Source organism: Flavobacterium soyae (assembly GCF_045348165.1).
GTDB classification, from domain to species: domain Bacteria; phylum Bacteroidota; class Bacteroidia; order Flavobacteriales; family Flavobacteriaceae; genus Flavobacterium; species Flavobacterium soyae.
Genome location: NZ_CP150845.1, coordinates 2,415,334 through 2,440,481, shown reverse-complemented (window position 1 = coordinate 2,440,481; position 25,148 = coordinate 2,415,334). Strand labels below are relative to the sequence as shown.

The 25,148-nt window shown below is 35.6% G+C and carries 15 protein-coding genes; all 15 read right to left on the bottom strand.

Features of this window, described 5'->3' with window-relative positions:
• Positions 1 to 157: 157 nt before the first annotated feature.
• The 15 genes from AABD74_RS10470 to AABD74_RS10400 all read right to left on the bottom strand — a co-directional run bounded on the left by AABD74_RS10470 (position 158) and on the right by AABD74_RS10400 (position 25,113).
• On the bottom strand, positions 158 to 1,129 hold the full coding sequence (locus AABD74_RS10470) for a M20/M25/M40 family metallo-hydrolase (protein WP_406845474.1): 972 nt from the start codon (positions 1,127 to 1,129) through the stop codon (positions 158 to 160).
• A 151-nt stretch (positions 1,130 to 1,280) separates the two neighbouring features.
• The gene (locus AABD74_RS10465) at positions 1,281 to 1,613 is read right to left on the bottom strand and encodes an L-rhamnose mutarotase (protein ID WP_406845473.1); all 333 of its coding nucleotides are present in this window, start codon (positions 1,611 to 1,613) and stop codon (positions 1,281 to 1,283) included.
• Positions 1,614 to 1,630: 17 nt separating this feature from the next.
• Entirely contained in the window at positions 1,631 to 2,680 is a 1,050-nt protein-coding gene (locus AABD74_RS10460) for an exo-alpha-sialidase (protein WP_406845472.1), read from the bottom strand.
• Positions 2,681 to 2,770: 90 nt separating this feature from the next.
• Entirely contained in the window at positions 2,771 to 4,357 is a 1,587-nt protein-coding gene (locus AABD74_RS10455; RefSeq protein WP_406845471.1) for a SusD/RagB family nutrient-binding outer membrane lipoprotein, read from the bottom strand.
• A gap of 17 nt (positions 4,358 to 4,374) precedes the next feature.
• On the bottom strand, positions 4,375 to 7,461 hold the full coding sequence (locus tag AABD74_RS10450) for a SusC/RagA family TonB-linked outer membrane protein (RefSeq protein ID WP_406845470.1): 3,087 nt from the start codon (positions 7,459 to 7,461) through the stop codon (positions 4,375 to 4,377).
• A gap of 263 nt (positions 7,462 to 7,724) precedes the next feature.
• The gene (locus tag AABD74_RS10445) at positions 7,725 to 10,385 is read right to left on the bottom strand and encodes a glycoside hydrolase family 3 N-terminal domain-containing protein (protein ID WP_406845469.1); all 2,661 of its coding nucleotides are present in this window, start codon (positions 10,383 to 10,385) and stop codon (positions 7,725 to 7,727) included.
• Between the two features lie 12 nt (positions 10,386 to 10,397).
• Positions 10,398 to 12,641, bottom strand: coding sequence for a GH92 family glycosyl hydrolase (locus AABD74_RS10440; RefSeq protein ID WP_406845468.1), 2,244 nt, complete (start codon positions 12,639 to 12,641; stop codon positions 10,398 to 10,400).
• Between the two features lie 4 nt (positions 12,642 to 12,645).
• Positions 12,646 to 14,130 (bottom strand): alpha-L-fucosidase, encoded by a 1,485-nt coding sequence (locus AABD74_RS10435; RefSeq protein ID WP_406845467.1) that lies wholly within the window; start codon positions 14,128 to 14,130, stop codon positions 12,646 to 12,648.
• 55 nt (positions 14,131 to 14,185) lie between these two features.
• Positions 14,186 to 16,036, bottom strand: a complete 1,851-nt coding sequence (locus AABD74_RS10430; RefSeq protein ID WP_406845466.1) for a beta-galactosidase — start codon at positions 16,034 to 16,036, stop codon at positions 14,186 to 14,188.
• Positions 16,037 to 16,276: 240 nt separating this feature from the next.
• Positions 16,277 to 18,589 carry a beta-N-acetylhexosaminidase gene (locus tag AABD74_RS10425; RefSeq protein ID WP_406845465.1) on the bottom strand — a complete coding sequence of 771 codons (2,313 nt, stop codon included), beginning with the start codon at positions 18,587 to 18,589 and terminating at the stop codon, positions 16,277 to 16,279.
• Between the two features lie 164 nt (positions 18,590 to 18,753).
• On the bottom strand, positions 18,754 to 19,779 hold the full coding sequence (locus AABD74_RS10420; RefSeq protein WP_406845464.1) for an isoaspartyl peptidase/L-asparaginase family protein: 1,026 nt from the start codon (positions 19,777 to 19,779) through the stop codon (positions 18,754 to 18,756).
• Positions 19,780 to 19,950: 171 nt separating this feature from the next.
• On the bottom strand, positions 19,951 to 21,027 hold the full coding sequence (locus AABD74_RS10415) for a putative glycoside hydrolase (RefSeq protein ID WP_232681033.1): 1,077 nt from the start codon (positions 21,025 to 21,027) through the stop codon (positions 19,951 to 19,953).
• 6 nt (positions 21,028 to 21,033) lie between these two features.
• Positions 21,034 to 22,104 (bottom strand): carbohydrate-binding family 9-like protein, encoded by a 1,071-nt coding sequence (locus tag AABD74_RS10410; RefSeq protein WP_232681032.1) that lies wholly within the window; start codon positions 22,102 to 22,104, stop codon positions 21,034 to 21,036.
• 8 nt (positions 22,105 to 22,112) lie between these two features.
• Positions 22,113 to 23,078 carry a glycoside hydrolase family 130 protein gene (locus AABD74_RS10405; protein WP_056203439.1) on the bottom strand — a complete coding sequence of 322 codons (966 nt, stop codon included), beginning with the start codon at positions 23,076 to 23,078 and terminating at the stop codon, positions 22,113 to 22,115.
• A gap of 157 nt (positions 23,079 to 23,235) precedes the next feature.
• The gene (locus tag AABD74_RS10400; protein WP_406845463.1) at positions 23,236 to 25,113 is read right to left on the bottom strand and encodes a sodium:solute symporter family protein; all 1,878 of its coding nucleotides are present in this window, start codon (positions 25,111 to 25,113) and stop codon (positions 23,236 to 23,238) included.
• Positions 25,114 to 25,148 lie beyond the last annotated feature (35 nt).

Sequence of the window (25,148 nt, the reverse complement as noted above, 5' to 3'; positions counted from 1 at the left end):
AGTCAGAGACATTTACGCAGCGCGGTTCTAATGGAAATGCTGTGCGAATGTCTCTGACTTCGCACCCACAAAGAGAATCGACAAAGAATATAAAAAAGCCCCCCCTGCTCGAGAACGCAATCAAGGTCAATAAACAAAAAGCATCTTTTTAATTTTCCTAATCCTGCTTTATAAAAACCAATTCCTCATCATAATTTGCAATACTTACCAAAGCATTATAAATATATTTACTCACCAAAGCACCGCCTTCAAAATTAATTAAATCAATATCATCTTCGGGAGTGTGATATTGCGGATGCCCGCCTGTGTGGAAACCTACTGCAGAAATCGAAGCTTTGTAAAAAGAAACATGATCAGATCCGCCAACATCGCCGGCGAATACAACTGGGTTTAGTCCGCTGTTTTGGCCTAGTTTTTTCATTAGGTCGACTCCGTTTGGAAAAGTCCCTGCACCGCCCATATAGATTTGTTTTTCGGTATTTAATCTTCCTACCATATCCATATTCAGCATTACTTTTGCAGCTTCTTTTTTTATGGGTAAATGATTTATAAAATATTTCGAACCTACTAATCCTTCTTCTTCTCCACTAAAGGAAATAAAAATGATACTTCTTTTAGGTTTGGTTTTTAACTTAGAAACTTCTTGTAAAATACATAACAAAGCCGAAACTCCGGATGCGTTATCATCAGCTCCATTATGAATCGCAATGGTATCTTTCTTTTTGCTTCCGGAACCGCTTCCGCCCCAGCCCCAATGATCGTAATGTGCGCCAATAACGATAAATTCATTTTTGAGTTTTTCATCAGAACCTTCAATATATCCTAAAACATTTTGAGTTGAAACACTGTCGGATTTTGCTTTGTTGATTCCCTCTTTTACAAATACTTTAAAAGGCTGATAATAGTTGTTATTAAATTCCTTTAAACCATACTTTTTAAAATATTTTTTAATGTATAAAGCTGCGTCGTTATTTCCTTTTGTTCCAACGAAACGACCTTCTAATTTATCAGAAGAAAGATATTTATCGTGTTTATAAAATGTCTGGGCCAAGTTGCTTTTTTGAGCATTTACAATAAAACTAAAAAGTAACAAACCGTAAACAAAGTTGATCTTTTGCAAAAATTTCATAATTATAATTGTCTAAAAATTGGCACACGGATGAAACGGGTTCACTTCGTGAAAACGCTGATTAAAACGGATTTTTATTTATAGAATTTTATAAAAAATCTGTGTCTATCCGCGCCTTTGCGAAACAAACCCGTTTCATCCGTGTGCCAACTTATTTAAGTTCAAAAATTTTATCCATTAAAATCCATTTTTCACCGGATTTGGCTTGCGGTAAGGCTTTTTGGAATTTCCACATTAGCGTTTCCCATTCCTGCACTTTTGGATTTTCGGCATCAAGTTTTGCTTTTTCTGTAAATGAGAAATCATCATTGGCTTCGATAATCATAAACAAACGATCGCCAGCATTGTAAATCTCTAAATTGATAATTCCCGAATCTTTGATGCTTTTCTGAATTTCAGGCCAGACATTTTTATGGTAATCAATATATTCTGCGATTAAATCTGGGTGGTTATTTAAGTCTAAGGCAAGACAGTGTTTTTGCATAATTCTGTTTTTAAATTTTATTTCAAATCAAATGTTGTATGCTTAATAAACTTTCGATTATAAGTATACAAAATATGAATCTTTTTATCAGAAGTCTTAATAATCGCCGGATAACTGAATTCACCTTCCGGCTGGTTTTCTAAATCAAATAATTTGTTCCAGTTTATGCCATCTTTAGAATATTCTACATCTAAAACATTTCTACCGTTAAACCAGTCTTTTCCCATCTTTAGTGGATTATTCACCAATAAAAAAGATTTATTAGACAAAGTTACGGCATCAACTCCTGAATTTGAGTTTACAACATTAATGCTGTCTGTTTTCTGCCATGTTTTTCCGTTATCTTCAGACCATGATGAAATTAATTTATTATGTCGGCTTCGGGATAAAATTTGAATTTCTTTATCAGAGTGAACTAAAAAAGTCGGCTGTATAATATCAAAGTTTTTCTTGTCATTAATATTCGTAATCGTCCAGCTGTCTGTCGCTTCTGCATAAGTTTCAATAAAAACACGCCATTTATTATCGTCAATACTTTCGGTGCTGCTTCCGCATAAAATAATTCCGGGAGTAGTTTCGATTGGTTTATTACGAATTGGTCCTAAAATTCCTTTTGGAAGATATTTTGGATTACTCCACGTTTTTCCGTCATCTTTTGAAACAATCATGGCACCAAACCATTCTCTCGGATTTTTCCCTATTTTATAAAATAAGTATAAATTCTGACTTTTACTTTTAAACAAGACCGGATTCCAGCAAGGCAGCGTGTCGCCATCTTTAATTAATGGTTCGATAAGTTTTTTAGGTGCCGACCATTTTTGTTCTTTGTAAGATGAAATATAAATACTGACATCTTTTGCGCCTTCGTATTTTCCACCAAACCAGGCGGCTAAAAGTGTATTGTTTTCTAACTCAACCAATGTTGAAGCGTGACTAGCTGTTGTAACTGGATTTGCTGCAATATAGTTTTGAGTAATGTTAACTGCTTTAGGTTCGTTTTTAATTGATTTACAAGCAAGAAAAACAGAAACTAATAAAACTATTGATCCATATTTTTTTAAATTCATAATCTGACTTTTATATAAAACAAAAGGAGAGTTTCCTCTCCTTTTGTCATTTTAAGTAAAGATTGTGTGTCTCTTTACTCAACCAAATAATTATTTTGTATCCCACCAAAGTTTAGTTCCTCCAGAATCAGGACCACCAAGTTTCGAAATTCCATCTTCAACAGCTTCTCTGTTTGAAGAGTATTCGTTTGTAACATAAATGATACGTTTCATTAAGCTTTTTCCAACTCCCGGATCATTATTGTCGGTATTAAGCGGCGGATAAATAACTTTTGCATCACTTCTGCGTAAATCAGCCCAAGATTCCCAAGATTCAGGGAAAATTGCTAAATATTTCTGAACTGCAATTTGTGTACGCTGATTCGCTTCTGTTGAAGACCAAGCCACAGGTAATTTAACCGGAATATCTAGTAAATCTAAAGTTGGATAAACTGTAAGAACGTTTGGTAAAGTTGGTAAAGTCGACCCTGCAATGTAAGCGTTAATTGCTGTATTGTCAACAATTCCCCATTGCTGTAAAGACAATCTAATACCAGTTTCGTATAAACTTTGTGCTGTTCCGCCCATATTCCATCCATTTAAAGCTCCTTCAGCTCTGCTCAAATAATTTTCAGAAGCCATGAAGATTTCAATATTTTTAGATTCACTAAGATTTCCTGCAGATCCGTTACCCAAAACATCATTATTGAAAGCTGAAAATTTAGTTGTTCCAAATTGATCTTGCAAACCTCCAATAGGCTGACCTCTGTAAACTCCTGTATCGATTGGAGCAAACCATTTTGATAAACGCGGGTCATTATATCCAACCAAAATACTTTCCATAGAAGCGGTCATCACATAACCCCAGCTGTTTACAATCATATTTAAATTGTTTGGAGTAATGTTGCTCGCTTTGAAATAAGCACTTTGATCGTTTGTCTGCATTACACCTGCTGCTACAGCTGCTTCTGCTTCAGTTTTTGCTTTTGCAGGTTCTTTATCAGAAATTCTCAAAGCTAAACGAAGTCTTAAACTGTTTCCAAAAACTCTCCATTTGTCCACACTTCCTGCATACACTCTGTCGTTTGACTGAAATGAAGCCACAGTTGTTGCAGAAGTAGACGATAATGTAGCATTTGCTTCATTCAATAATTTAAAAAAGTCTGTGTAGATAAACTCTACACTATCATACGCCACTTTTTCTTTTCCGTTTCCTGCTTCAGTATAAGGAATTGGCCCGTAAGCATCAACCATTTGATTGTACATAAAAACTTTCCAGATTTTAAGAACTGCCAAAGCTTCAGCATTTCCTTCAGATGCTTTAATAGCATTGTTTAAAGCCGGAACTGCAACGGTGTAAAATCTTGTCCATCCACGGCCTTCGTAACCGTTTACGAATGCATTTCTCTCTGTACCGTATCTACAATCTAAATATTGAATAAAAGTAGAAGATAAAATACCTGTAGCAATACCCCAAGTTCCCTGGTCATCAACACCTGGCGATGAATAAGACCCATTGTGAATACCAGCATAAAGCGCTGATGCAAATGAAGGCCCTGCTAACGTAGCATCTAACTGATCTTCAGTCAATGAATTAGGATCTTTGTTTATTTCATCAAAGTCGCTGGTACAGCTTGATAAAATCGAAACTGCCATTAATGCAACTCCTAACGTTTTTATTTTAAAACTATATTTCATGATATCTCTTTATTTAATTAAAATCCAAATTTAACATTAACTCCATAATCTCTCGTTGAAGGAATGTTGAAAGATTCTATACCTTGCAGGTTCCCTGTTCCTGCTCCTGCCTCTGGATCAAAATATTTAGCTTTGTTCACAAAGAAGAATAAATTTCTTCCTACCAATGAAAAATCAATACTTGTAAATCCTGAATCACCTAACAAACGTTTTGGTAAAGCATAACCCAAAACAAGCTCTCTTAATCTAATGTTTGTTGCATCATAAATAAATGGCTCTGCAATAGGCGTTCTTTGTCCAATAGCTGTCCAGTATTGCTCTGCAGTAATACTTGTAGTATTTGGAGAATAAGTTCCGTTTCCGTTAGAAACAACACCATCAACAACAATTCCACCGCTTCTTCCTGCTAAAGTAATATCGCTAACCCCTAAACCAGCTTGTCTGGCCTGAGTGTATGAAATAACCTCGCCGCCAATTCTAAAATCAACTAAGAAGCTTAAAGAGAAATCTTTGTATTTAAAGTTATTTTTAAAACCTCCAGTCCAGTCTGGGTTAAAGTTACCGGCGCGAACATCAAAACCGTTTGTTGCTAATGGAATACCTGCACTATTTACAATAATATTTCCGTTTGGATCTCTTTGAAAACCTTTGATATATAAATCTCCGTATTCGCCGCCTACAACAACTTTACTTCTTACCAAACGACCTTCTCCCAGAACTAACTCTTCTCTTCCATCTGCAATAGATTTAATTTTTGACTTATAAGAAGCGTAGTTGGCTGTTATGTCCCAAGTAAAGTTCTCTGTTTGGATAGGAGTTGCAGTAAGTGTAAGCTCAATACCTTTATTTTGAATATCTCCACCATTTACGATAGCTCTGGAATATCCAGAAGACTCAGGAGTATTGATGTAGAAAATTTGATTATTTGTTAATGAATTGAAGTAAGTAAAATCTAAACCTAAACGATTATTGAAGAATCTAACATCAGCACCAAACTCTGCAGAAGAAGAAATCTCTGGTTTTAAGTTCGGATTTGCTTTTGTACTTTGTCCGTATAACATACCGCCATTTCCTCCTATATAAGAGAATCTTTGTTGTGTTTGATAAGGATCAGTATCGTTACCTACTTTTGCGTATGAAGCTCTTACTTTAGCAAAACTAATTACTTCAGGTAATTTAACCATATCAGAGATTACAGCTGAAAGACCTACAGAAGGATAAAAATAATCATTTGGTAAAGTAGAAGACCAGTCATTTCTTGCTGTTAAATCCAAGAATAAATAGTTTCTGAAACCAATTTGACCAAACCCGTAAACTGAGTTAATTCTTTTTTCTGAAGCTGTAGAAGTAGATGTAACTGTTGAAACATTACTTAGAGCAAAATAGTTTCTTTTACTTAAAACTCCTCCAGAAGTTAAAGCTGAACTATTTTGCTGTAATGAACTGGCACCAGCATTAAGTCCAACAGAAAAATCTCCAAATTTTTCATTGTAAGAAAGTAAAGCATCAACGTTCAATTCACTTACTGTTTCATAAGATTCGCTGTATGAACCTAAGTTATTATTGAATGCTACAGTTGCATATCTGTTTCTTTCGTTTTTGTTTGTCATTTGGTCTAAACCAGCTCTACCCTGTAAACTTAACGTTTTTGTAAATTCGTATTTAAGAGAAGCTAAACCAATAAATCTGTTTCTTTTATCTGTACGGGCATCATCACGTAATGCAGACCAGAATGGGTTTCCTCCTGGAGATCCAGTTTCGTCGACAAAATAATTTAATTGTCTTTGTCCTGCACCATCAAAATATTCGAAATTTTTATAATCGTTATAAGCGATACTACGAGGTAATAAATAAGCAGATGTTCCGATAGATTCTTCACCTGTTCTCAATAAGTTATCAATATCCTGAAAGATGTAGTTAGTTTTTACATCCAATGATAATTTATCAGAGATTTTGCTGGTCAATCTTAAGTTAAGATTGTGTCTGTCTAATTTGTTTCCGCCAACGATACCTTCAGCACGGGTGTTAGTATAAGAGAAATACCCCTGAGCTTTTTCGTTACCTGTTACAACAGTTAAAGTATTAGCTAAATTGTAACCCGTTTTGTAAAAATCAATAACGTTGTTAGGCTGTGGAGAATAACTTTGTGTAGCCGGCCCTGTATAATTTGGGTTACGAACTAACTGCCAGTTTGAAACCTGGCTTCCGTCTAATCTTCCTCCCCAGCTTGATGTAGAAGTTGGATTGTAAACTCCATTTGTTCCCTGACCATACTCATTTTGCAAATTCATCAAATTATAAGCAGATGAAGCCATGAAGTTAGACGATACCGAAACAGATGTTTTTCCTGCTTTTCCAGATTTTGTTGTAATTACGATAACACCATTACTCGCTCTTGATCCGTAAAGAGCTGCTGCCGAAGGTCCTTTCAAAACAGTCATCGAAGCAATATCCTCCGGATTGATGTTTGAAATACCATCTGGCTGTGTAGTTCCTCCAGTATCAATATCAGGGTTAGTTGTCGTTGTACCATTACTAATCGGCACACCATCTACTACATATAATGGCTGGTTATTTCCATTAAGAGATCTGTTACCTCTTAATGTAATTCTTGAAGAAGAACCGACACCATTTGAAGTTGTAGAGTAGTTAAGACCTGCAACCTTACCTGATAGTGAATTAGCAACGTTTAATGATCTTGCTTCTGAAAGCTCATCTACAGAAACGTTTTGAGCTGAGTAAGTAATTGCTTTTTTCTCTCTTTTAATACCAAGAGCAGTTACTACTACCTCACCTAATTGTTGTGTAGCAGCACCTAAAGTGGCATTAATAGTAGTTTGGTTTCCTACGGCTACTTCTTTTGAAGCTGAACCAACATAAGAGAAAACCAAAACTGCAGATTGATTTGGAACAGTAATAGAGTATTTACCATCAAAATCTGATGATGTACTTGTTTTTGTTCCCTTAACCACAACATTTGCTCCAGGGATCGGAATTCCGCTTTGAGCATCTGTTATCGTTCCTTTTACCGTTGTTTGTGCCTCTAGATTTTGAAATCCAAATAAGCATATCACAAACAGTAATTTTAGTACGTTCTTGATCATATTTAGTTGTTTTTTGAGTTAATAACATGTTAAACTTAAGAATACATTTTGTTAACAGGATATAATTTCGACAAATGACAAGTTTGAAAAGGTGTTGGGAATACATTTATCATTTTAGGGTGCGAAAACGTTTTAAATTGTAATCTTAATCCTCCTTATTTTACTGATCTCTAATCGAATTAATCGAATCAATTTATAGTTTTTTTAACAGCATTCTTTTTTAATTATCTTAAACGTTAAACATATTATTCATTTTACAGATTTTAGTTCAAAACTTTGAAATTCGTTTTTAATAAATCTGTAGAATTTCCTCCAACCATTACTTCAAAATCTCCTGGTTCAACAACTCGCTTCATTTCTCTGTTCCAAAGAGATAATTCATCAGGTGTAAGTATAAATTCAACGTTTTTCGTTTCACCTTTTTTAACATTTAGTCTTTTGAATCCTTTTAAGGTTTTTTCTGGAGTTGTAGTGCTGCTGTAAACATCTTTAATATATAATTGTACAACTTCATCTCCGTCTCGGCTTCCAATGTTTTTAACATCAACCGAAACTTTCAATTCTCCGTCAGCTTTAATTTCAGTAGTATTGATTTTAAGATTTGAGTATTCAAATTTCGTATAACTTAATCCATAGCCAAAAGTGTATAATGGATGTTCACTCTCTGCCACGTATCTGTGAATCGCAGATCGTTTTTGGTTGTAATATATAGGTAACTGCCCAACAGATTTGGGAACTGTTATAGGAAGTCTTCCTCCTGGATTGTAATCTCCAAATAAAACATCAGCAACCGCTCTTCCTCCTAATTCTCCCGGAAACCAGCCTTCAACCACTGCCGGAATATTTTCAGCAATCCAGTTTGTCGAAAGCGGACGACCGTTTAACAATACGCAAACCACAGGAGTTCCTGTTTTTTGAATTTCTTCAATCAATTCCTGCTGCATTCCATATAAGTCTAAAGAAGCAACATCTCTGTTTTCTTCAACCAATTCGTTTGATTCTCCTAAAACTACAATTACAACATCTGCTTTTTTAGCAGCATCAATTGCAGGCTGTAAGTTTACTTTTTCTAAATTCCAGCGTAAGTGGGCTCTGGCTCCCCAGCCTCCTTCCCACATTTCAATGCGGACTTTGTATTTTTTTCCTGCTTCTATATTTTTTGGAGTTGTAACCATGCTTGTCGCACCTTTTGTCCAGTTGTCGATTACCAATTGATCGTCAATCCACATTCTGATTCCGTCATCAGAACTTAAACCTAACCAGCCGTCAAATGCTTTATCTGATTTTATGTAACCCGTCCATCTAATTGAGAAATCATCATCAGTAACACCATCACCGGGAGACCAGGGCCAGTCAAACTCTAATTGGCTGTCAATACGTGTCAATGCCGGAGTTCCTTCAACATTTCTGTTATTGAAATATTCCCCTTTTAATCCGTTTTGAGATTCATCTGGAGTAAATAAATATTTCGACGGAATAATCTGTCCTTTTACAATCAAAGGCACACCTTCTTCATAAAGTACATTTGCGTTTTTTCCCACAATTTGCTGTACTCCTTCTAAAACAGTTGTTCCAACTTTGTTCTTAACCGCATATCCTCCTAGTCTTGAAGCATTTGCATTTGGCCCGATAACAGCAACTGTTTTAATGTCTTTATTTAAAGGTAATAAATTATTCTCATTTTTTAACAAAATGATAGATTTATGTGCAGCTTCTAAGGCCACATCCTGATTTTCTTTAGTATGAAAACGTTCTTTAATGAGGTTTTTATCTGTATATGGATTTTCAAATAATCCTAATAAGAATTTCAATCTTAAAACTCCTCCGGCAGCGCGGTCAATCTGTGCCATTGTCAATTTCTTTTCGTTTACCAATTCTATAATGGTGTTTTGCCAAAATTCATTTGTAAAGTCATAAAACTGCATATCAACTCCCGCCGCAATCGCTTCTTTTATACTTTCTTTTGGAGAACTTGTTACATAATGTGTCGTCTGCAAATATTTAATAGCTCCTAAATCTGAAACTACAATTCCTTTAAAACCCCATTCGTTTCTCAAAACATCTGTTAACAGCCAATGATTTTCGGCACAAGGAATTCCGTCTAATTCAGAATACGCGCACATAGTTCCCAATGCTCCGCCTTTTCTAAATGCTTTTTCAAACGAAGGAAGATGGTCTTCTCTGGCCGAACGTTCTCCTACCAAGATTGGAGAAGAATTTCCTCCTGCCTGCGGAATACCGTGAACAGCAAAATGCTTAGGTTCTGCAATAATCGAACGATCTGATTTTAAATCATCGCCCTGCATTCCTTTGATCATCGCCAGACCAATTTCGCTGTTTAAATAAGCATCTTCACCAAAAGTTTCAGCAACACGTCCCCAGCGTGGTTCACGACCAAGGTCTAAGTTTGGGCCAAGACCAAAATGAACTCCGTGTGCTCTTGCTTCCATAGCAATTACTTTTCCCACTTTGTCCATTACATTAACATCCCAGGTTGCTCCAAGACCAATATTCATTGGGAAAGCAGTACTTCCGTCATCTAAATAACCATGAAGCATCTCGCACATAATCAGCGCAGGAATTCCCCATTTATTCTTTTTAATTACTTCGCTTTGAAGGTCATTAATCATTTTTGCCGAACGCGGATAAATGTCATGAATCGCTCCAATTCCCAAATTTCCAATTTTAGCATCTGATTTTGATTTAGAGAAATCTTCCTTTTCTTTAAAAAATTCACCTTTGTACATATCCATCTGGCGTACTTTTTCTTCAAGCGACATACGGCTTAACAAGTCTTTTACCCTATCTTCTACTGGTAGTTTTGCGTCTTGATACGGGTATTTTTTCTGTGCATAGGTTTGGTTAAAAAAACCTACAGCCATTACAAAAATAATGGCTGTTTTTTTGATTTTTAGCTGTAACATAGTTGTGCGGTTTTAATTTTGAATCACTTTCAGTGTTCCTCCATTCACAAAATCATCGTGTGAAATAAAATAACTGTTCAGTGGCTTTCCGTTTAATTCCATTGCTTTGATTTTTCCGTCAGTATTGACTTCTTTTTCAATGACAATATTTTCTTTTTTATAATATCTTGAATCTAATTTGATCGTTACTTTATCGAACATTGGTGTTGTGATCGTATAAATTGGGTCGCCGGGAGATATTGGATAAAACCCCATCATTGAATATACTAACCAAGCCGACATTGTTCCGGTATCATCATTTCCCGGCAGTCCTTTTGGTTTGTTTTGAAAATATTCCTGTACCAGTTTTTTGACCATTTCCTGACTCTTCCATTCCTCTCCTTTTATATAATTGAATAAATAGGGATAAGCAATATCCGGCTCGTTTGCCATATCAAATTGTTTGGTATCAAATACTTTTTGCAATTGATCTGAAAAAGGCTTATCACCGCCCATTAATTTTATCAATCCCCTGATATCATGCGGCACCATAAAAGCATACTGCCAGGCATTGCCTTCAATAAACCCTGCATTTGTCTGAAAATTAGCCCCTGCTTCAGGATCAAAAGGTTCATACCATTTTCCGTTAGCAGTTCTTGGCCGCAGTAATTTTAAATCTTTGTCAAATAATTTTCGATAGGATAATGAACGTTTAGCAAAACGCTTATAATCTTCTTTTTCACCCAAAGCTTTCGCTAAAAGAGAAATCGCATAATCTGAAGTATTATATTCCTGCGTTGTCGAAACAGGTCCTGGATAATTAGTTGATAAATACCCTTTTTCTATATATTCTTTAAGCCCCGGACGCAGTGGATTATTTTCAATCTGGTCTGCACCTTTTAGCATGGCGTAGTATGCTTTGTAGACATCAAAATCCTGAATCCCCTTTAAGCAGGCATCTACAATAACTATACTTGCCGGATCTCCTACCATTGTAAATGTTTCTGTAGAATTTAATTCCCATTTTGGCAGCCAGCCGTTTTCATCATACATTTTCAACATGCTTTTTATCATATCAGACTGCTGCTTAGGATAAACTAAAGATGTTAAAGGATGCATATTTCGGTACGTGTCCCATAATGAAAATACGGTATAACGGGTACCATCGGTTTTACCAATTTTGCTTCTTTTTATCTGCGGATACTCTCCGTTGAAATCATTTAGAGTATTTGGATGAATTAACGTATGATACAAAGCCGTGTAAAAAATCGTTTTATCATCTTCTGAACCACCTTCAACTAAAATCTTCGAAAGTTCTTCGTTCCATTCGTTATAAGTATCTTTATAAACGGCATCAAACGATTTATTTTCGGTTTCTTTTTCTAAATTTTCTCTGGCATTTTCGATACTTACATATGAAATTCCAATTTTAACTTCAACGGTTTCTTGTTTGTCGAATTTATAGGTAAAATAACTTCCAATACTATCGCCAACTACTGTTTTGATCGTATTTTTCATTATTCTCGCCTTACCGTTATATCCCATCCATTGTGCTTCAACACCGCTGTATTTGGAAGGTTTTTTCCAAACGCCGAATTTTTCAGCAGGTTTCGAAAACTTAGCCACAAAATAAACCGGATATGCATCCTCAGGGCTATTATAACAAAACGAACCAACAGAACGCATTCCTTCAATTTCTGTCGAAGAAACGACTTTGATCATCGAGCCTTCTTCATTTGTTAATCCTAAACCAAGATTTATTAAAATGTTGGACTGCCCTTTCGGGAAAGAAAATCTGCTTACTCCTACTCGTTTTGAAGCTGTAAATTCTCCTTTAACCTTATATTTCTTGAGGTCAACGCTGTAATATCCGGCTTTTGCCACTTCATTAGAATACGTCGATCCATATTTTAAATGATCGATTTCTACATTTCCAGTTGTTGGCATCAATAAAATAACGCCCAACTCCGGACAACCTACACCACTTAAATTAACCTGACTAAATCCGGTTAAAAAGGTGTTTTCGTTTACATATGGATTCGAAAGCCACTGACTGTCTTTTTCCATTGGAGTATTTTTTGCCCCGGCAACATTAAACGGACTTATACTTGCCATACCGCGCGGCGCAATCGGCCCCGGAAAAGCGGCTCCAAAGTTGGAAGTTCCAATAAACGGATTCACATAATCTGCCGGTTGTTGTGCAAAATTTGTGATGCTAAAAAACAGCATGTAAAAACTACATGCTGTTTTCGATATTATTTTTGATATTGAAAACATATTTTTATCTGTTAATAGCTTCAATTTTTAAAGTCCAGGCTTCTTTTGCAGGTAAATTATTTCTTAAACTTTCCGGAATTAGAACTTTAAATCCTTGTCCTTCTTTTGTCCATTTTAGAGAAGTTTTAGAACCTAACATTGTAATTTTTGTTCCTTTTTTAGGGCTGATAGATTTTACAGTAACTACAGCAGGAATTTTATCTTCTCCGTCTTTTGCTAAATAAAATGCGAATACATTTCCGTCTTTGTTTTGTGTAAAACAAATATTATCTTCTTTAAAAGGCTCAATTGGTTTAGTATCATAAATCGCTGAACTGTTTACTTTCATCCAGTCTGCATAAGCTTGCAATAAATCATAAGCACCTTGCTGCCATTCTCCTTCCGGGCTTGGCGCAACGTTTAATAATAAGTTTCCGCCTTTTGCTACAATATCAACCAGCATATGAATTCCTTGTCTTCCAGTCATGTATTTTGCATCTGGAGTATAAGACCATCCACCTCCAGAAGTAATACAAGATTCCCAAGGATAAGGCAGTGTTTTTGCAGGAACACGACCTTCTGGAGTTAAGTAATTTTGGTTTTTTCCGTGAACCGCTCTGTCAACTACAATTAATCCTGGCTGTTTTTGGCGTGCTTTCACCACCAATTCGTCCATTTTAGGATCCTGATCTACAACTCTGTGTTTAATGAAACCGTTTTTAGATTCGTTTTCAGCAAATTTCTCGTCGTAGTTTTCTTTTAAGTTTTGCTGATCTCTTTTTCTAACCCATCCCCCATCAAGCCATAAAATATCTACTTTACCATAATTTGAAAGAATTTCTAAAATTTGGTTGTGTGTAAAATCAACATATTTCTGCCATTTTTCAGGATATAACGACGGATCGTAGTTTACGTTTCTGTCGAAAGGAGGAAAATACGGATCCCAGTAATTTTCGTTATGCCAGTCTGGTTTAGAGAAATACGCTCCGGTTGAAATATTTTCGTTTCTAAAAGCAGTAAAAACTTCTTTTAAAATATCTGCTTTTGGATTAGTACTGAAAGGACAAGCTGCATCTGTTACTTTATAATCAGAATATTTAGTGTCGTACATATTAAATCCGTCATGGTGTTTAGTGGTAAAAACCATGTATTTCATTCCCGCTGCTTTTGCTGCTTTTGCCCATTTTGCCGGATCAAATTTCGTTGGATTAAAAGTCTTTTTCAAGCCTTCATAATCTTGTACATATTGGTTATAATTGGCCGGATTACTTCCTTTTTTACGTTCGCACCATCCATAATCTTCCGGGCATATTGACCATGATTCAACAATTCCCCATTGGCTGTACGTTCCCCAGTGCATTAATAATCCAAATTTTTTGCCCTGCCAAACTTCTAAATTTTTCAATACTGCAGGATCTGTTTCCGGTACGTATCTTTCATCTTCATAAATCGCCTGAGCGAATATTTGAGCTGAAAATAAAAGGGCGATTATGAATATTCCTCTTTTCATCTTTAATCTGTTTATTAGGTTTATTATTTTTTGTTTTCTTGTTTAATAGGTAATCTCAATTTAATTTTTCAAGTATCGGTTGATCTGTAAAAATTAATTCTGTTTTGTTACTTTCATTAAGTTGCTCTAGTACAACAAACTTATTCTCGCCCGCTTTCAACCAACAGCCCGGTACATAAAGCGTTTGTTGTGGTCCTACTTTCCAGTAGCGTCCAAGATTGTGGCCATTAACAAATACAATTCCCTTTCCCCAAGCAGACATATCAAGAAAAGTATCGGCTGGTTTATTTATGTTCACAATAGATTCATATAAAACTGGGCGTCCTGGTTTTATCGTCTCATTTTTAATAATTGGCACTTCATTCATCGGCATTTTATACATTTCCCATCCACCACTAATTTCATATTCATTAATGAATACTGGAGAAATAATTCCTTTAGTATTATGTACTATTTCGGCTCCGTAATTAATACGCCCCATATTTTCAACTAGAATTTCTAAAATACCGTTAAACGGAATAGAAACGGTCAACTCGTAATTTTTGAAAACTCTATTCAATTCACCCACCTTAACTCCATTTACATAAACTGCAGCAAAGTCTCTCAATCCCTCTATTTTTAATTTACCTGAAATTGGCTGCGTAAATCGTTTACGATATAAAACATATCCATTTCCCTGACCTAACTTTTCAAATGTTAAGGGCTGGTCATTTACAACAGCTTTTTCTTTTTTGATCCAACTTAAAACATCCATACTGGATTTGATAAGCTGATTAGGATATTTTGTAACTGGTATTTTCTCTGGAATCGGTGCTAATTTTGTTTTAGAATACTTTTGCATTACTTCACGTATAGCCATGAACTTTGGTGTTGCCCAACCTGCTTCGCTAATAGGCGCATCATAATCATAGCTTGTAATATCAGGCTGAATATCACTTTCTTCATTATAATTTGCTCCAGAGGTAAATCCAAAATTAGTACCACCGTGTACCATATAATAATTAAAAGAAACACCTGCATCAAGGTACTTTTTAGTTTGACTTGCAATCTCCTCAGATCCAATTTTTATAAATGGTTCTGCCCAATGATCCAGCCAGCCAGAATAAAACTCTGCGACCATGTAAGGCCCTTGCCCTTTGTGGTATTTATCAACCTGTTTTTTTAAATTATCTATATTTGTTTCCCCATTTGCAGTTGGTAACACGCCTTCAACCATACCTCCTTCAAACAGCCAAGTACCGTCAGAAGTAAAAAAAGGTTCTGGGAACCCAGTTTCTTTAAGCATATTGTAAATTGCAGTTTTGTATGCTTTATGATCCTCAGCACTAATATCGGTTCTTTGAGAAACATAAGAACCAAATTCATTTTCTGCCTGAACCATAATAATTGGCCCTCCTTGATTAGCAAAATTTCCTTTTACCACTGCATACAAATTTTCCAGATACTTTTTGCAAGCTTCTAAAAATGCTTTATTATTGGTACGAATTACTAAATCTGGATTGTTTTGCAGCCACCAAGGATATCCTCCAAATTCCCATTCACCACAAGCATACGGGCCTGGTCTAAGAATTACATATAATCCTTCACTTTTAGCAATGCGTAAAAACTCTGCCAAATCTCTATTTCCTGTTTTAAAATCCCATACACCTGGCTCAATTTCATGATAATTCCAAAACACATAAGTTGCTACGGTGTTCAATCCCATAGCTTTAATCATTTGCAGCCTATGTCTCCAATACTCTTTAGGAATACGTTCATAGTGCATTTCTCCCGAATGTATTTTTATAATTTTCCCATCTTTTTGAAATTCTCCATTAGATATAGAAAATCCTTTGGTTTGCGCCGTATTAAAAAACGGCATCAAGCAAATCAATAATATCCCGAGCTTAAATAATATCTTATTCATTTTTTTTCAGATTATACATTTATAAACTTAAAAAACTGCAATCTTAAAGTAGTAAACAGCCTTGATAATCAAATACTACAGAGAGTTATTCTTTAATAATTTTACTTTATCGAAGTGACAAACTTTGACAAAGCTGTCACAAGCATTTCGCATTAAGCTATGTGTTGGAAACTAGTTTCTTTCTAAACTTTTTTACCAAGTTTTAAAAAAAAATCTATGTATCTATGTGTTTAAAAATATTTAATTCACCAAAATTTCATCCACAAACAACCAAGAGCTTTCTCCTTTCGGGCTTTTCTTCAGGTTACCGCCAATTACTTTTACAAAACGTGCATTTTGCTTTTGGAAATTGATTTTGAAATCTTTCAATTCCGGAACTGGATTTACTGCATACGCACGTGTTATTTTCCCAACTTGCGTATATTTAATTCCATCAGTAGAAATCAATACTTTCAATTGAATCGGGAAATTAACTCCAGCACCTTGACTTTCTAAAGCTCCAACTGTAACTTGTTCAATGCTTTCTGTTTTTTCAAGATCAATTACCAATTCCATATCATTAACCAGCCAAGCCTGCCATTGCCCGTCATGGAAATTTTTGCTTCCTCTAATACTGTTTACCATAGTATTGGCATCCCCTTTATAATTATCATTAAAAGGCGTTAAGTATTTCACTTTTTTCGCAAATCCCTTATGGAAAACTATAGTATCTGTAAATGTTTTTCCAACTGGTTTTTCGTCTTGAAACAAAGAAGCTTTTAAAACTGTAGTTTCTTTAATTTCAATTGGAGTAGTATATTTTATAGCATGATGATCAATGCTTTGGTTTCCAAAAACATAGCGGATATCTGGATTAGGGAATTCATTTTTCAACTCGACTTTAATTTGTTTATTAGCCAAATCAGCCGTTGAAGAAGCGGTAACCAAATAAGCACTCTTCGCATAATTTAAACCCTGATAATCGTAACGTTTGAACATTGAGAATAATCTTGATGTAAAATCATTCCAATTGCGTTTTTCTTTCGGACTCCATAAAGTCTCTGATAAAGCTGCCAATCTTGGAAAAATCATATACTCAGAATCTTTTGGCAATGCTAAATGTTCTGCCCATAAATTAGCCTGTCCGCCCAATACGTGTGCAACTTCCTGAGGTGTCATTGTTGAAACTACAGGATCAAATTTGTACACTTCGCTTAACGGATTATAAGCATCAAAAGCTAAAGGTTCTTCGTTTTGAGGACCTTGGTAAAAATTGAAATAACAAGGAGTTTCTGGTGTCATAATAACGTCATGACCTTGATCTGCTGCTTCAATTCCGCCTTTCATTCCTCTCCAGCTCATCACAGTTGCATCTGGAGCTAAACCACCTTCTAAAATTTCATCCCAACCGATAACTTTTTTACCTTTTGAGTTGATGTATTTTTCCATGCGTTTTACAAAATAACTTTGTAATTCTTCTACGCTTTTTAAATGTTCATCTTTAATTCTTTTCTGGCAATTCGGACATTTTGCCCAATTGGTTTTCGTAGCTTCGTCGCCGCCAATATGAATGTATTTTGAAGGAAAAATTGTGATTACTTCATCAATTACATTTTGTAAAAACTCAAATGTAGATTCTTTTCCAGCACAATAAATATCTGTAATTGGCCATAATCCACCAGAAGGAACTCCAATTCTCTGATTGAAACAAGCCAATTCTGGATAAGCTGCAATTGCAGAACTTACGTGAGCCGGCATTTCGATTTCTGGAATAATTTCGATTCCTTTTGTAGCTGCGTATTTTACAATTTCTTTTAATTCTTCTTGTGTAAAAAATCCACCGTAAGTTCCTTTTTCGTCAGGATTTGTAGTCAATCTGGCGTTCCAGCTTGTATTTTCCTGATCTACTCTCCAAGCGCCGACTTCTGTTAGTTTTGGATATTTTTTTATTTCAATTCTCCAGCCTTGATCATCAACTAAATGCAAATGCAAAACGTTCATTTTGTGCATTGCCAAACGATCAATTGTAGCCAGAATATAATTTTTATCAAAGAAATGACGTGATAAATCCAGCATTAAACCTCTCCACTTAAAACGCGGTTCATCATTAATCGTTAAACTTGGAATCTGCCATTTTGCAGAAGTGATTGTATATTTACTTTCAATAGCTTCAGGAAGTAATTGTCTAACGCTTTCTAAACCATATAAAAAACCAACATTTCCTTTTGCAGAAATAACAATACTTGTCGGATTAACATCTAAAACGTAAGCTTCATTTTTTAAGTTCGGATCTACTTTAAACTGAACAAAATTGCTTATTGGAGCTTTTGTTATCGTTTCTGGTTTCCATCCTGCAGCAACTTCAAATTTAGAAGCCAAAGCATTTGCAGCATCTTTTTGGAAATCACCGTTTACTACAAACTTTGTATCTTTTGTAAATTCAAAAACACCTGTTTTAATAAGAGTCTGACTTGGTTTTGGAATGATATGGATATCACTTTCTGTGTAAACTTTCTGCGCACGAGCCGAGAAAATTGAAATGATTAGGGTTAATAGGACTAGTAATTTTTTCATTCTTTGTTTTTTGGTTTTTGTTTGTCATCCTGAGGAACGAAGGATCACACTAGGAATTCCTCAAAGCAACTCGCCAATCTTTGTCGATCTACTTGTGTGATCCTTCGTTCCTCAGGATGACAAAACTGTGTCGTTAAACTTTGTCAAAGTTCTAAACGTGATAATTATTTATCCCAGGACATTTTAAATTTAGCATCTTCCATTCTGTGGCCTTTTTCGTCATCAGAAACAGCATAATTAAAGCCAGATCTAAGGCTGTAACCTGCATGTTCGCCATTTTTATTTAAGGCGATAAAACCAACCTGCAGGTATTCCATGTCTTTGTGGTTTTTGTGTTTGTTGTAAATACGTTCTGTAATTTCTTTACAGGCATCAAAAGGTGATTTTCCCTGACGCATTAATTCGACAACCATTGCACTTCCAGCTGTTCTTATTACAGCTTCGCCCAAACCGGTTGCTGCCGCAGCTCCTACTTCGTTATCCAGAAAAAGACCAGCGCCAATGATTGGGGAGTCACCGACGCGGCCATGCATTTTCCAGGCAGCGCCGCTTGTTGTGCAGCCGCCCGCAAGATTACCATCCTGATCTAACATTAACATACTTATGGTATCGTGATTTTCTATATTAATTACTGGTTTGTATTTAGAATCTTCCAGCCACTTTTTCCAGTCTCTTTCTGATTCCGGAGTTAGTAAATTTTCTTCTTTAAATCCTTCTGATAGAGCAAACTGCAATGCGCCATGTCCGGCAAGCATTACGTGCGGTGTATTTTGTAATACTCTTTTTGCTACAGAAATTGGATGCATAATATTTTGTAAAAAACAAACCGAACCACAATTACTGTTGTGATCCATAATACAGGCATCAAGAGTTACTTTTCCTTCGCGGTCCGGATATCCTCCATAACCAACGCTGCGAACATTTGGATCTGCTTCGGGAATTTTCATTCCGGCTTCAATTGCATCTAAGGCTGATTTTCCGGCTTTTAATTCTTTCCAGGTTTCCTGATTTGCAGGCAAGCCGTGATTCCATGTCGAAATAACAACTGGCTTTTTTACTTTTTTTGAAGGAAATTCTAATACGCCTTCTTTTTCATTTTCTTTCTCTTTCGCAAATCCGCTAAAACCGACAGAACTTACGGCTGCTGCGCCTAAAGCTGCTTTTTTGATAAAGTCTCTTCTATTTGACATGCTGTTTACTTTTAGTTTTATTTAAACACATAGGGACATAGTTTTTGAAACCGAATAAAAAGCGTTTCACTTGCATTAACAAACATAGTTATACCGGATGAACTTTGTCAAAGTTTAAAACTTTGACAAAGTTGAATTATCTATATTATGTTTCTATGTATTTAAAAAATATTACTTTAAACTTGCTTTTGTTTCTTTGATTGTCTTTAAATTGCTTTCTGACAATGCATTTCCGTCAAAAAATGAAACACCGGCTGCTCCATTTTCTTTTGCTAACAAAATAGCTTCTTTTAGTTCTTTATCGTTTTTCAATCCCGGAATATAAATTCCTGTATTGATTTTCGTTTTCTTACCTTCTAAATCTGCAGCACCTTGTTTTGTGGCATAACCTACCCAGTCAATTTCTTCATTGTAAAAACTGTGGTAAATCATTGGATATACTTCGTCAATATTCCATTTGTCCCAGCGCTGGCGCACCATATGGTCTGCCATTTCCGGATAAGGAAATACAGCTGCGGTTAATTGTTTGTTGTGTTTGTGCGCAATTGCGTAAGCATCGTTTACAACGGCTTGTATTGCATTTAATCTGAAGTTTTTCCACTCCATATCGATAGAAGTGTTGTGGCTTTCTTTTGGATTTTTATGGTGGATTTTTTCAAATGCTTTTACACATTCGTCACAATAACAAAAATCAAATTGAGGTAATTCTACATCCTGAACCAAGTTGTATTTTGGTAATAAACTAATTGGTAAAAAGATGTCCGGGAAACGAATATAATCTAAATGAACACTTTCGATTCCATCAACTTTTGCCAGTTCTTCAACTAAATGTAAAACATGTTCTCTTGATTCTTTTCTGGTTGGGCATAACCATTGATAATAATCAACATAAGGGCGGTTATCGAAGCAGGATTTACCTTCTTTGCTTACCTGATACCATTCCGGATGTTGTAATGCAACAGAATCTCCGGGTCTGTTCATGGCCATAATCCAGGCGTGAACTTTTAGGCCTTCTTTAGTGGCAAGGGGTACTAATCTTTTTAAAAGTTTAGGATCTGTTGTGGTATTAATTAATACTTCGTCAATACCGCCGTCTTTATATTTTTTGAATTCTTTTGTGTAGTCTGCATCTGATTTTTTGGCGTCTGCGGTTGTCCAGACCCCAAATTTAAATGTGGTTTCTTCTTTTTTGGCACAAGAAAAAATGCTGAATGCCAGTAAAAAAAGTAATAGTTTTGGTAGTTTCATAGTGGTTTACTTTGTTATTATTTTCCCGTCCTGCTTTATAACAAATGTTTGATTTGAAAAAGGACTTTTTACTGAAATATTATATCCTGCAGAATGGTTTTCTAAGATAGGCTTTAAAATTTTATTATCAACACTGATAGTTTCTTTTGTTAGATTCGACAGCGATTTTGCCCAAACTTTATTCTTTTGAAAATACTCTTTTTGAGCTCTGTATAAATTGTAAAGTTCCCATTTTACTTTTTCGTCCTGCGGAATTGTAAAGTTATCTTTTGTTTCTTTAGTAGAAAAATAAACATAACCCCATTTTTCAGGTTCATGCATATTAATTACCCCCATTGGCGACCAAACCCAGTTGTACTCTGGCAGAAATTTTCCTTCAGCATCTTTTTTGCGTTCGTATTTACCGTCAACAATTGAATGCTGCCAGTTTACCCTTGAGAAATTGACTCTCCAGAATTTATCTGCAGGCACGTTTTGATCGAAATAAGATGTTTTGTAAGATGCCCACGGAATCGCCATTTCTAAAACCCAGCCCTGATCAATATCGGTTGGATTATTAAGTGTTCCGTGAATTTTAACTGCTGATTTTAAACCCGGAATGTTCCAGTCGTTTAAAACAACATTATCGTTTTCTCTGTAAGGTTTTGATAAGAATAGATCCCAAGCAGTGTTCAAGGCGTTTATTTCTAATTCGTAATAGTTAAAAGTGTCGCTGTCGGGATCTATAAAAACTTCAAAGTCATTGTTGTAAAAAATAATAGTGTCACGTTGCTTTAAATTTGCCCAAACATGCGGCTCATCAATCTTTGCTAATATATAAAAATTGGTTTCGTCCCACAGCATTTTAACTTTTGTTGCATATTTAGGCTTTACATCATTTTCTATATCTTCAAAAAGATCTGTCCAGTCTGCTTTGCTCCATGAAACGTCAGATTCGTCTCCATCGATTGTGATTGGACTTGTCGTTTTTGCCGCTGTGTATGTTTTAGGAATAATCGTATTTTTTTTTGACTGTGCAAAACCCACAGCCGAAAAAGAAACTAGAACAACTGTTAACCATTGAAATTTTAAACGCATGTTTTTTTCTATAAACTATTATCTTTTGTAAACTGAATCACTTCACTTAATTTACCAAATGCAATGGCTACGGCTGTATCTGCTGCACCATAATAAACGGCCAGTTTATCTTCCTCAGTATCGTGTAAAGCGGCACATGGAAAAACAACGTTAGGCACATCTCCTACCATTTCATAAATCTCTGCTGGCCCTAATAAATAAGGCTGTGTTCTGTATTTTACTTTGTCTGGTGAATCTACATCTAAAAGCGCTGATCCCATTGCATAACGGAAACCATTGCAGGTATTGATAACTCCGTGATAGATCATCAGCCAGCCTTCGTTTGTTAAAATAGGAATTGGTCCAGCTCCTACTTTTGTACACTGCCATGCGCTTTGCTCAAAAGGACTTGGTTTCATTACCAAACGGTGTTCTCCCCAGTATTTCATATCCGGGCTGTAGCTGATCCAGATATCTCCAAAAGGCGTGTGTCCATTATCACTTGGACGGCTTAACATCGCGTATTTTCCGTTTATTTTTTGCGGAAATAAAACTCCGTTTCTGTTGAATGGTAAAAAGGCATTTTCGCATTGAAAAAACTCTTTAAAGTCAAAAGTATATCCAATACCAATTGTTGGTCCATTGTAACCATTACACCAGGTAATCCAGTAACGGTCTTCGATGAAAACCACACGCGGATCGTATTTATAAGCAGATTCAATCATGTCAGTATTACCTGACTGCATTACGATTGGTTCGTGGTTAATGTCCCAATCGATTCCATTTTTACTAAAGCCGGCAAAAATATTCATTTGAACCGCTTTATTATCACATCTGAAAACTCCCGCATAACCATCTCCAAAAGGAACTACAGCACTATTAAAAATACTGTTTGATGATGGTATTGCATATCTGTCGATAATTGGATTTTCAGAATATCTCCACATTACATCGTTACTGTTTTCGGGTCTGTCTTGCCAAGGAATACTGCTCATTTTTTTGTTTTTTATTGTTTTTATTTTTTTGTTTGTCATCCTGACGAAGGAAGGATCACACTAGAAACTCCGCAATCTAAATCGATAATCTTTGTCGAGTTATGTGTGTGATCCTTCCTTCGTCAAGGATGACAAACTCTATCTTTAATCTTTTTTCTTAATCTTCAATTTTTCTAACCTTATCCAACCATGTGAATTTTAATATCGTAGTCGTTACTAAAAACACAATCAAAGCCGTAATTGCTTTTGGATAATCTCTGATGATGAAGAATATCGGAAGTAAAATCATGCTTGACTGCCACACAATTCCTATGGCGCAATTCAGCATATCTCTCCAGAAATCATTATTTTTTTCGAAAGCCAGATCTTCTGCTTTTAATACTTTATAAACCGGATTCCAGAATCCCCAAGGTCTTACGTTAGTATAAAACGATTTTAAAACTTCCATATCTGTTGGTTTGCTTAAGAACGTTCCTAAAACACATCCCAAAATAGAGAAACCAAATATCAGCGGGAAAAGGTAAATAGCCTGCACTTGTGCTAAATCATATAAAAATGATCCCTCGGTTAAACTTCCTTTGCTTTGACCTAAAACAAATTGCAGAGAAGCTATGATTAATCCGGCGAACATTCCCCAAAAATAACCCCAGCCGTTAAAACGCCACCAAATCCATTTTAGGAAATTCGCTGCTACATAACCTCCGTATAAAGCACTTGTAATCCACAGCGTTAAGGAATTGATTGAATCTGCAAAGAATCCCATAAAAACTCCTAAACCAACCACTAAAAAAGATGAAATCTGACTTACTTTAATATAATGTTCGTTTGTCGCAACCGGCTTAAAGTATTTTTTATAAATATCGTTTACAATATAGGCCGGTCCAGCATTTACAAACGCTGAAAATCCAGACATGAAAGCGGCTAATAAACCTGCCAGTAAAATTCCTTTAATTCCAACCGGGATATATAAATTTACGACTTTTGGCATTAATAATTCCAGATCGGCTCCTGTTAATCCTGCATTTGCATTTAATTCCGGTGCTAAGTTTACCAAAGCAATTACCACAATTCCTGTGATTAATAAATATCTTGGGATGAACAAAATTAAATTGGTGAAACCGCTCATATACGCCGCTTCTTTTACTGATTTAGTCGAAAGAACTCTTTGTAAATCATAACTCGGCGTTGGCCCGGCAACACTTGCAAAGAAACCTTTGAACAAGGTCATTCCAATAAAGGCACCAAACATTTTATAACCTTCAGAGTCAATTAAGTTATTGAAGGTTTGGAATTTATCGCTCCATTGGGTTTCAAACTGCCATCCGAAGAAAACATTTTTCCATTCTTCGGTAATAACCGAATTAATCTGAATATCAGTATAATTGATAAAAGCATATCCGGCAATTAAAACGCCGGCTATAATCATAATTAAATATTGTACAACCTCTGTAGCCACTACAGAAAACATTCCTCCCTTAACGGTATAAATCGTAGTTAAAAAGATGATGATTAATGCATAAGAACGCTCTGATGTTAATAAAATCAAGTCGCCATAATGAAGCGTTAAATCCCACGGAAGAATAATGGTTACAAATTTTCCGATTCCTTCGAAGAAATAAGCGATGAAACCAATTGTCGAAATAATGGCAAAAATAGCCACAATAATATGCGATGCTTTTCCGGCTCTGTCACTACCAAAACGGGTTAAAATCCATTCAGAACCTGTCATTACTTTTGATCTCCTGATCCAGACTGCAAGGAACATCATAACAAAAATCTGATTCCAGATTGGCCAAAGCCACATGAACATAAAACTTTTTACGCCGTATAGAAAAAGTACCCCAATCATCCAGGAAGTTCCGGAAACATCAAACATTCCAGATCCATTACTTAGACCTAAGAAATACCATTTGATTGTTTTTCCGCCAAGAAAATAATCATCTAATCCTTTTTTTGCTTTTCTTGAAATCCAAATCCCTATACTTACCGAGAGTAAAATATAAGCTACGATTATCGATACGTCAATAATATCCATTAAATTATTTATTAGTTAGGTTAGTTTCGTCTTTT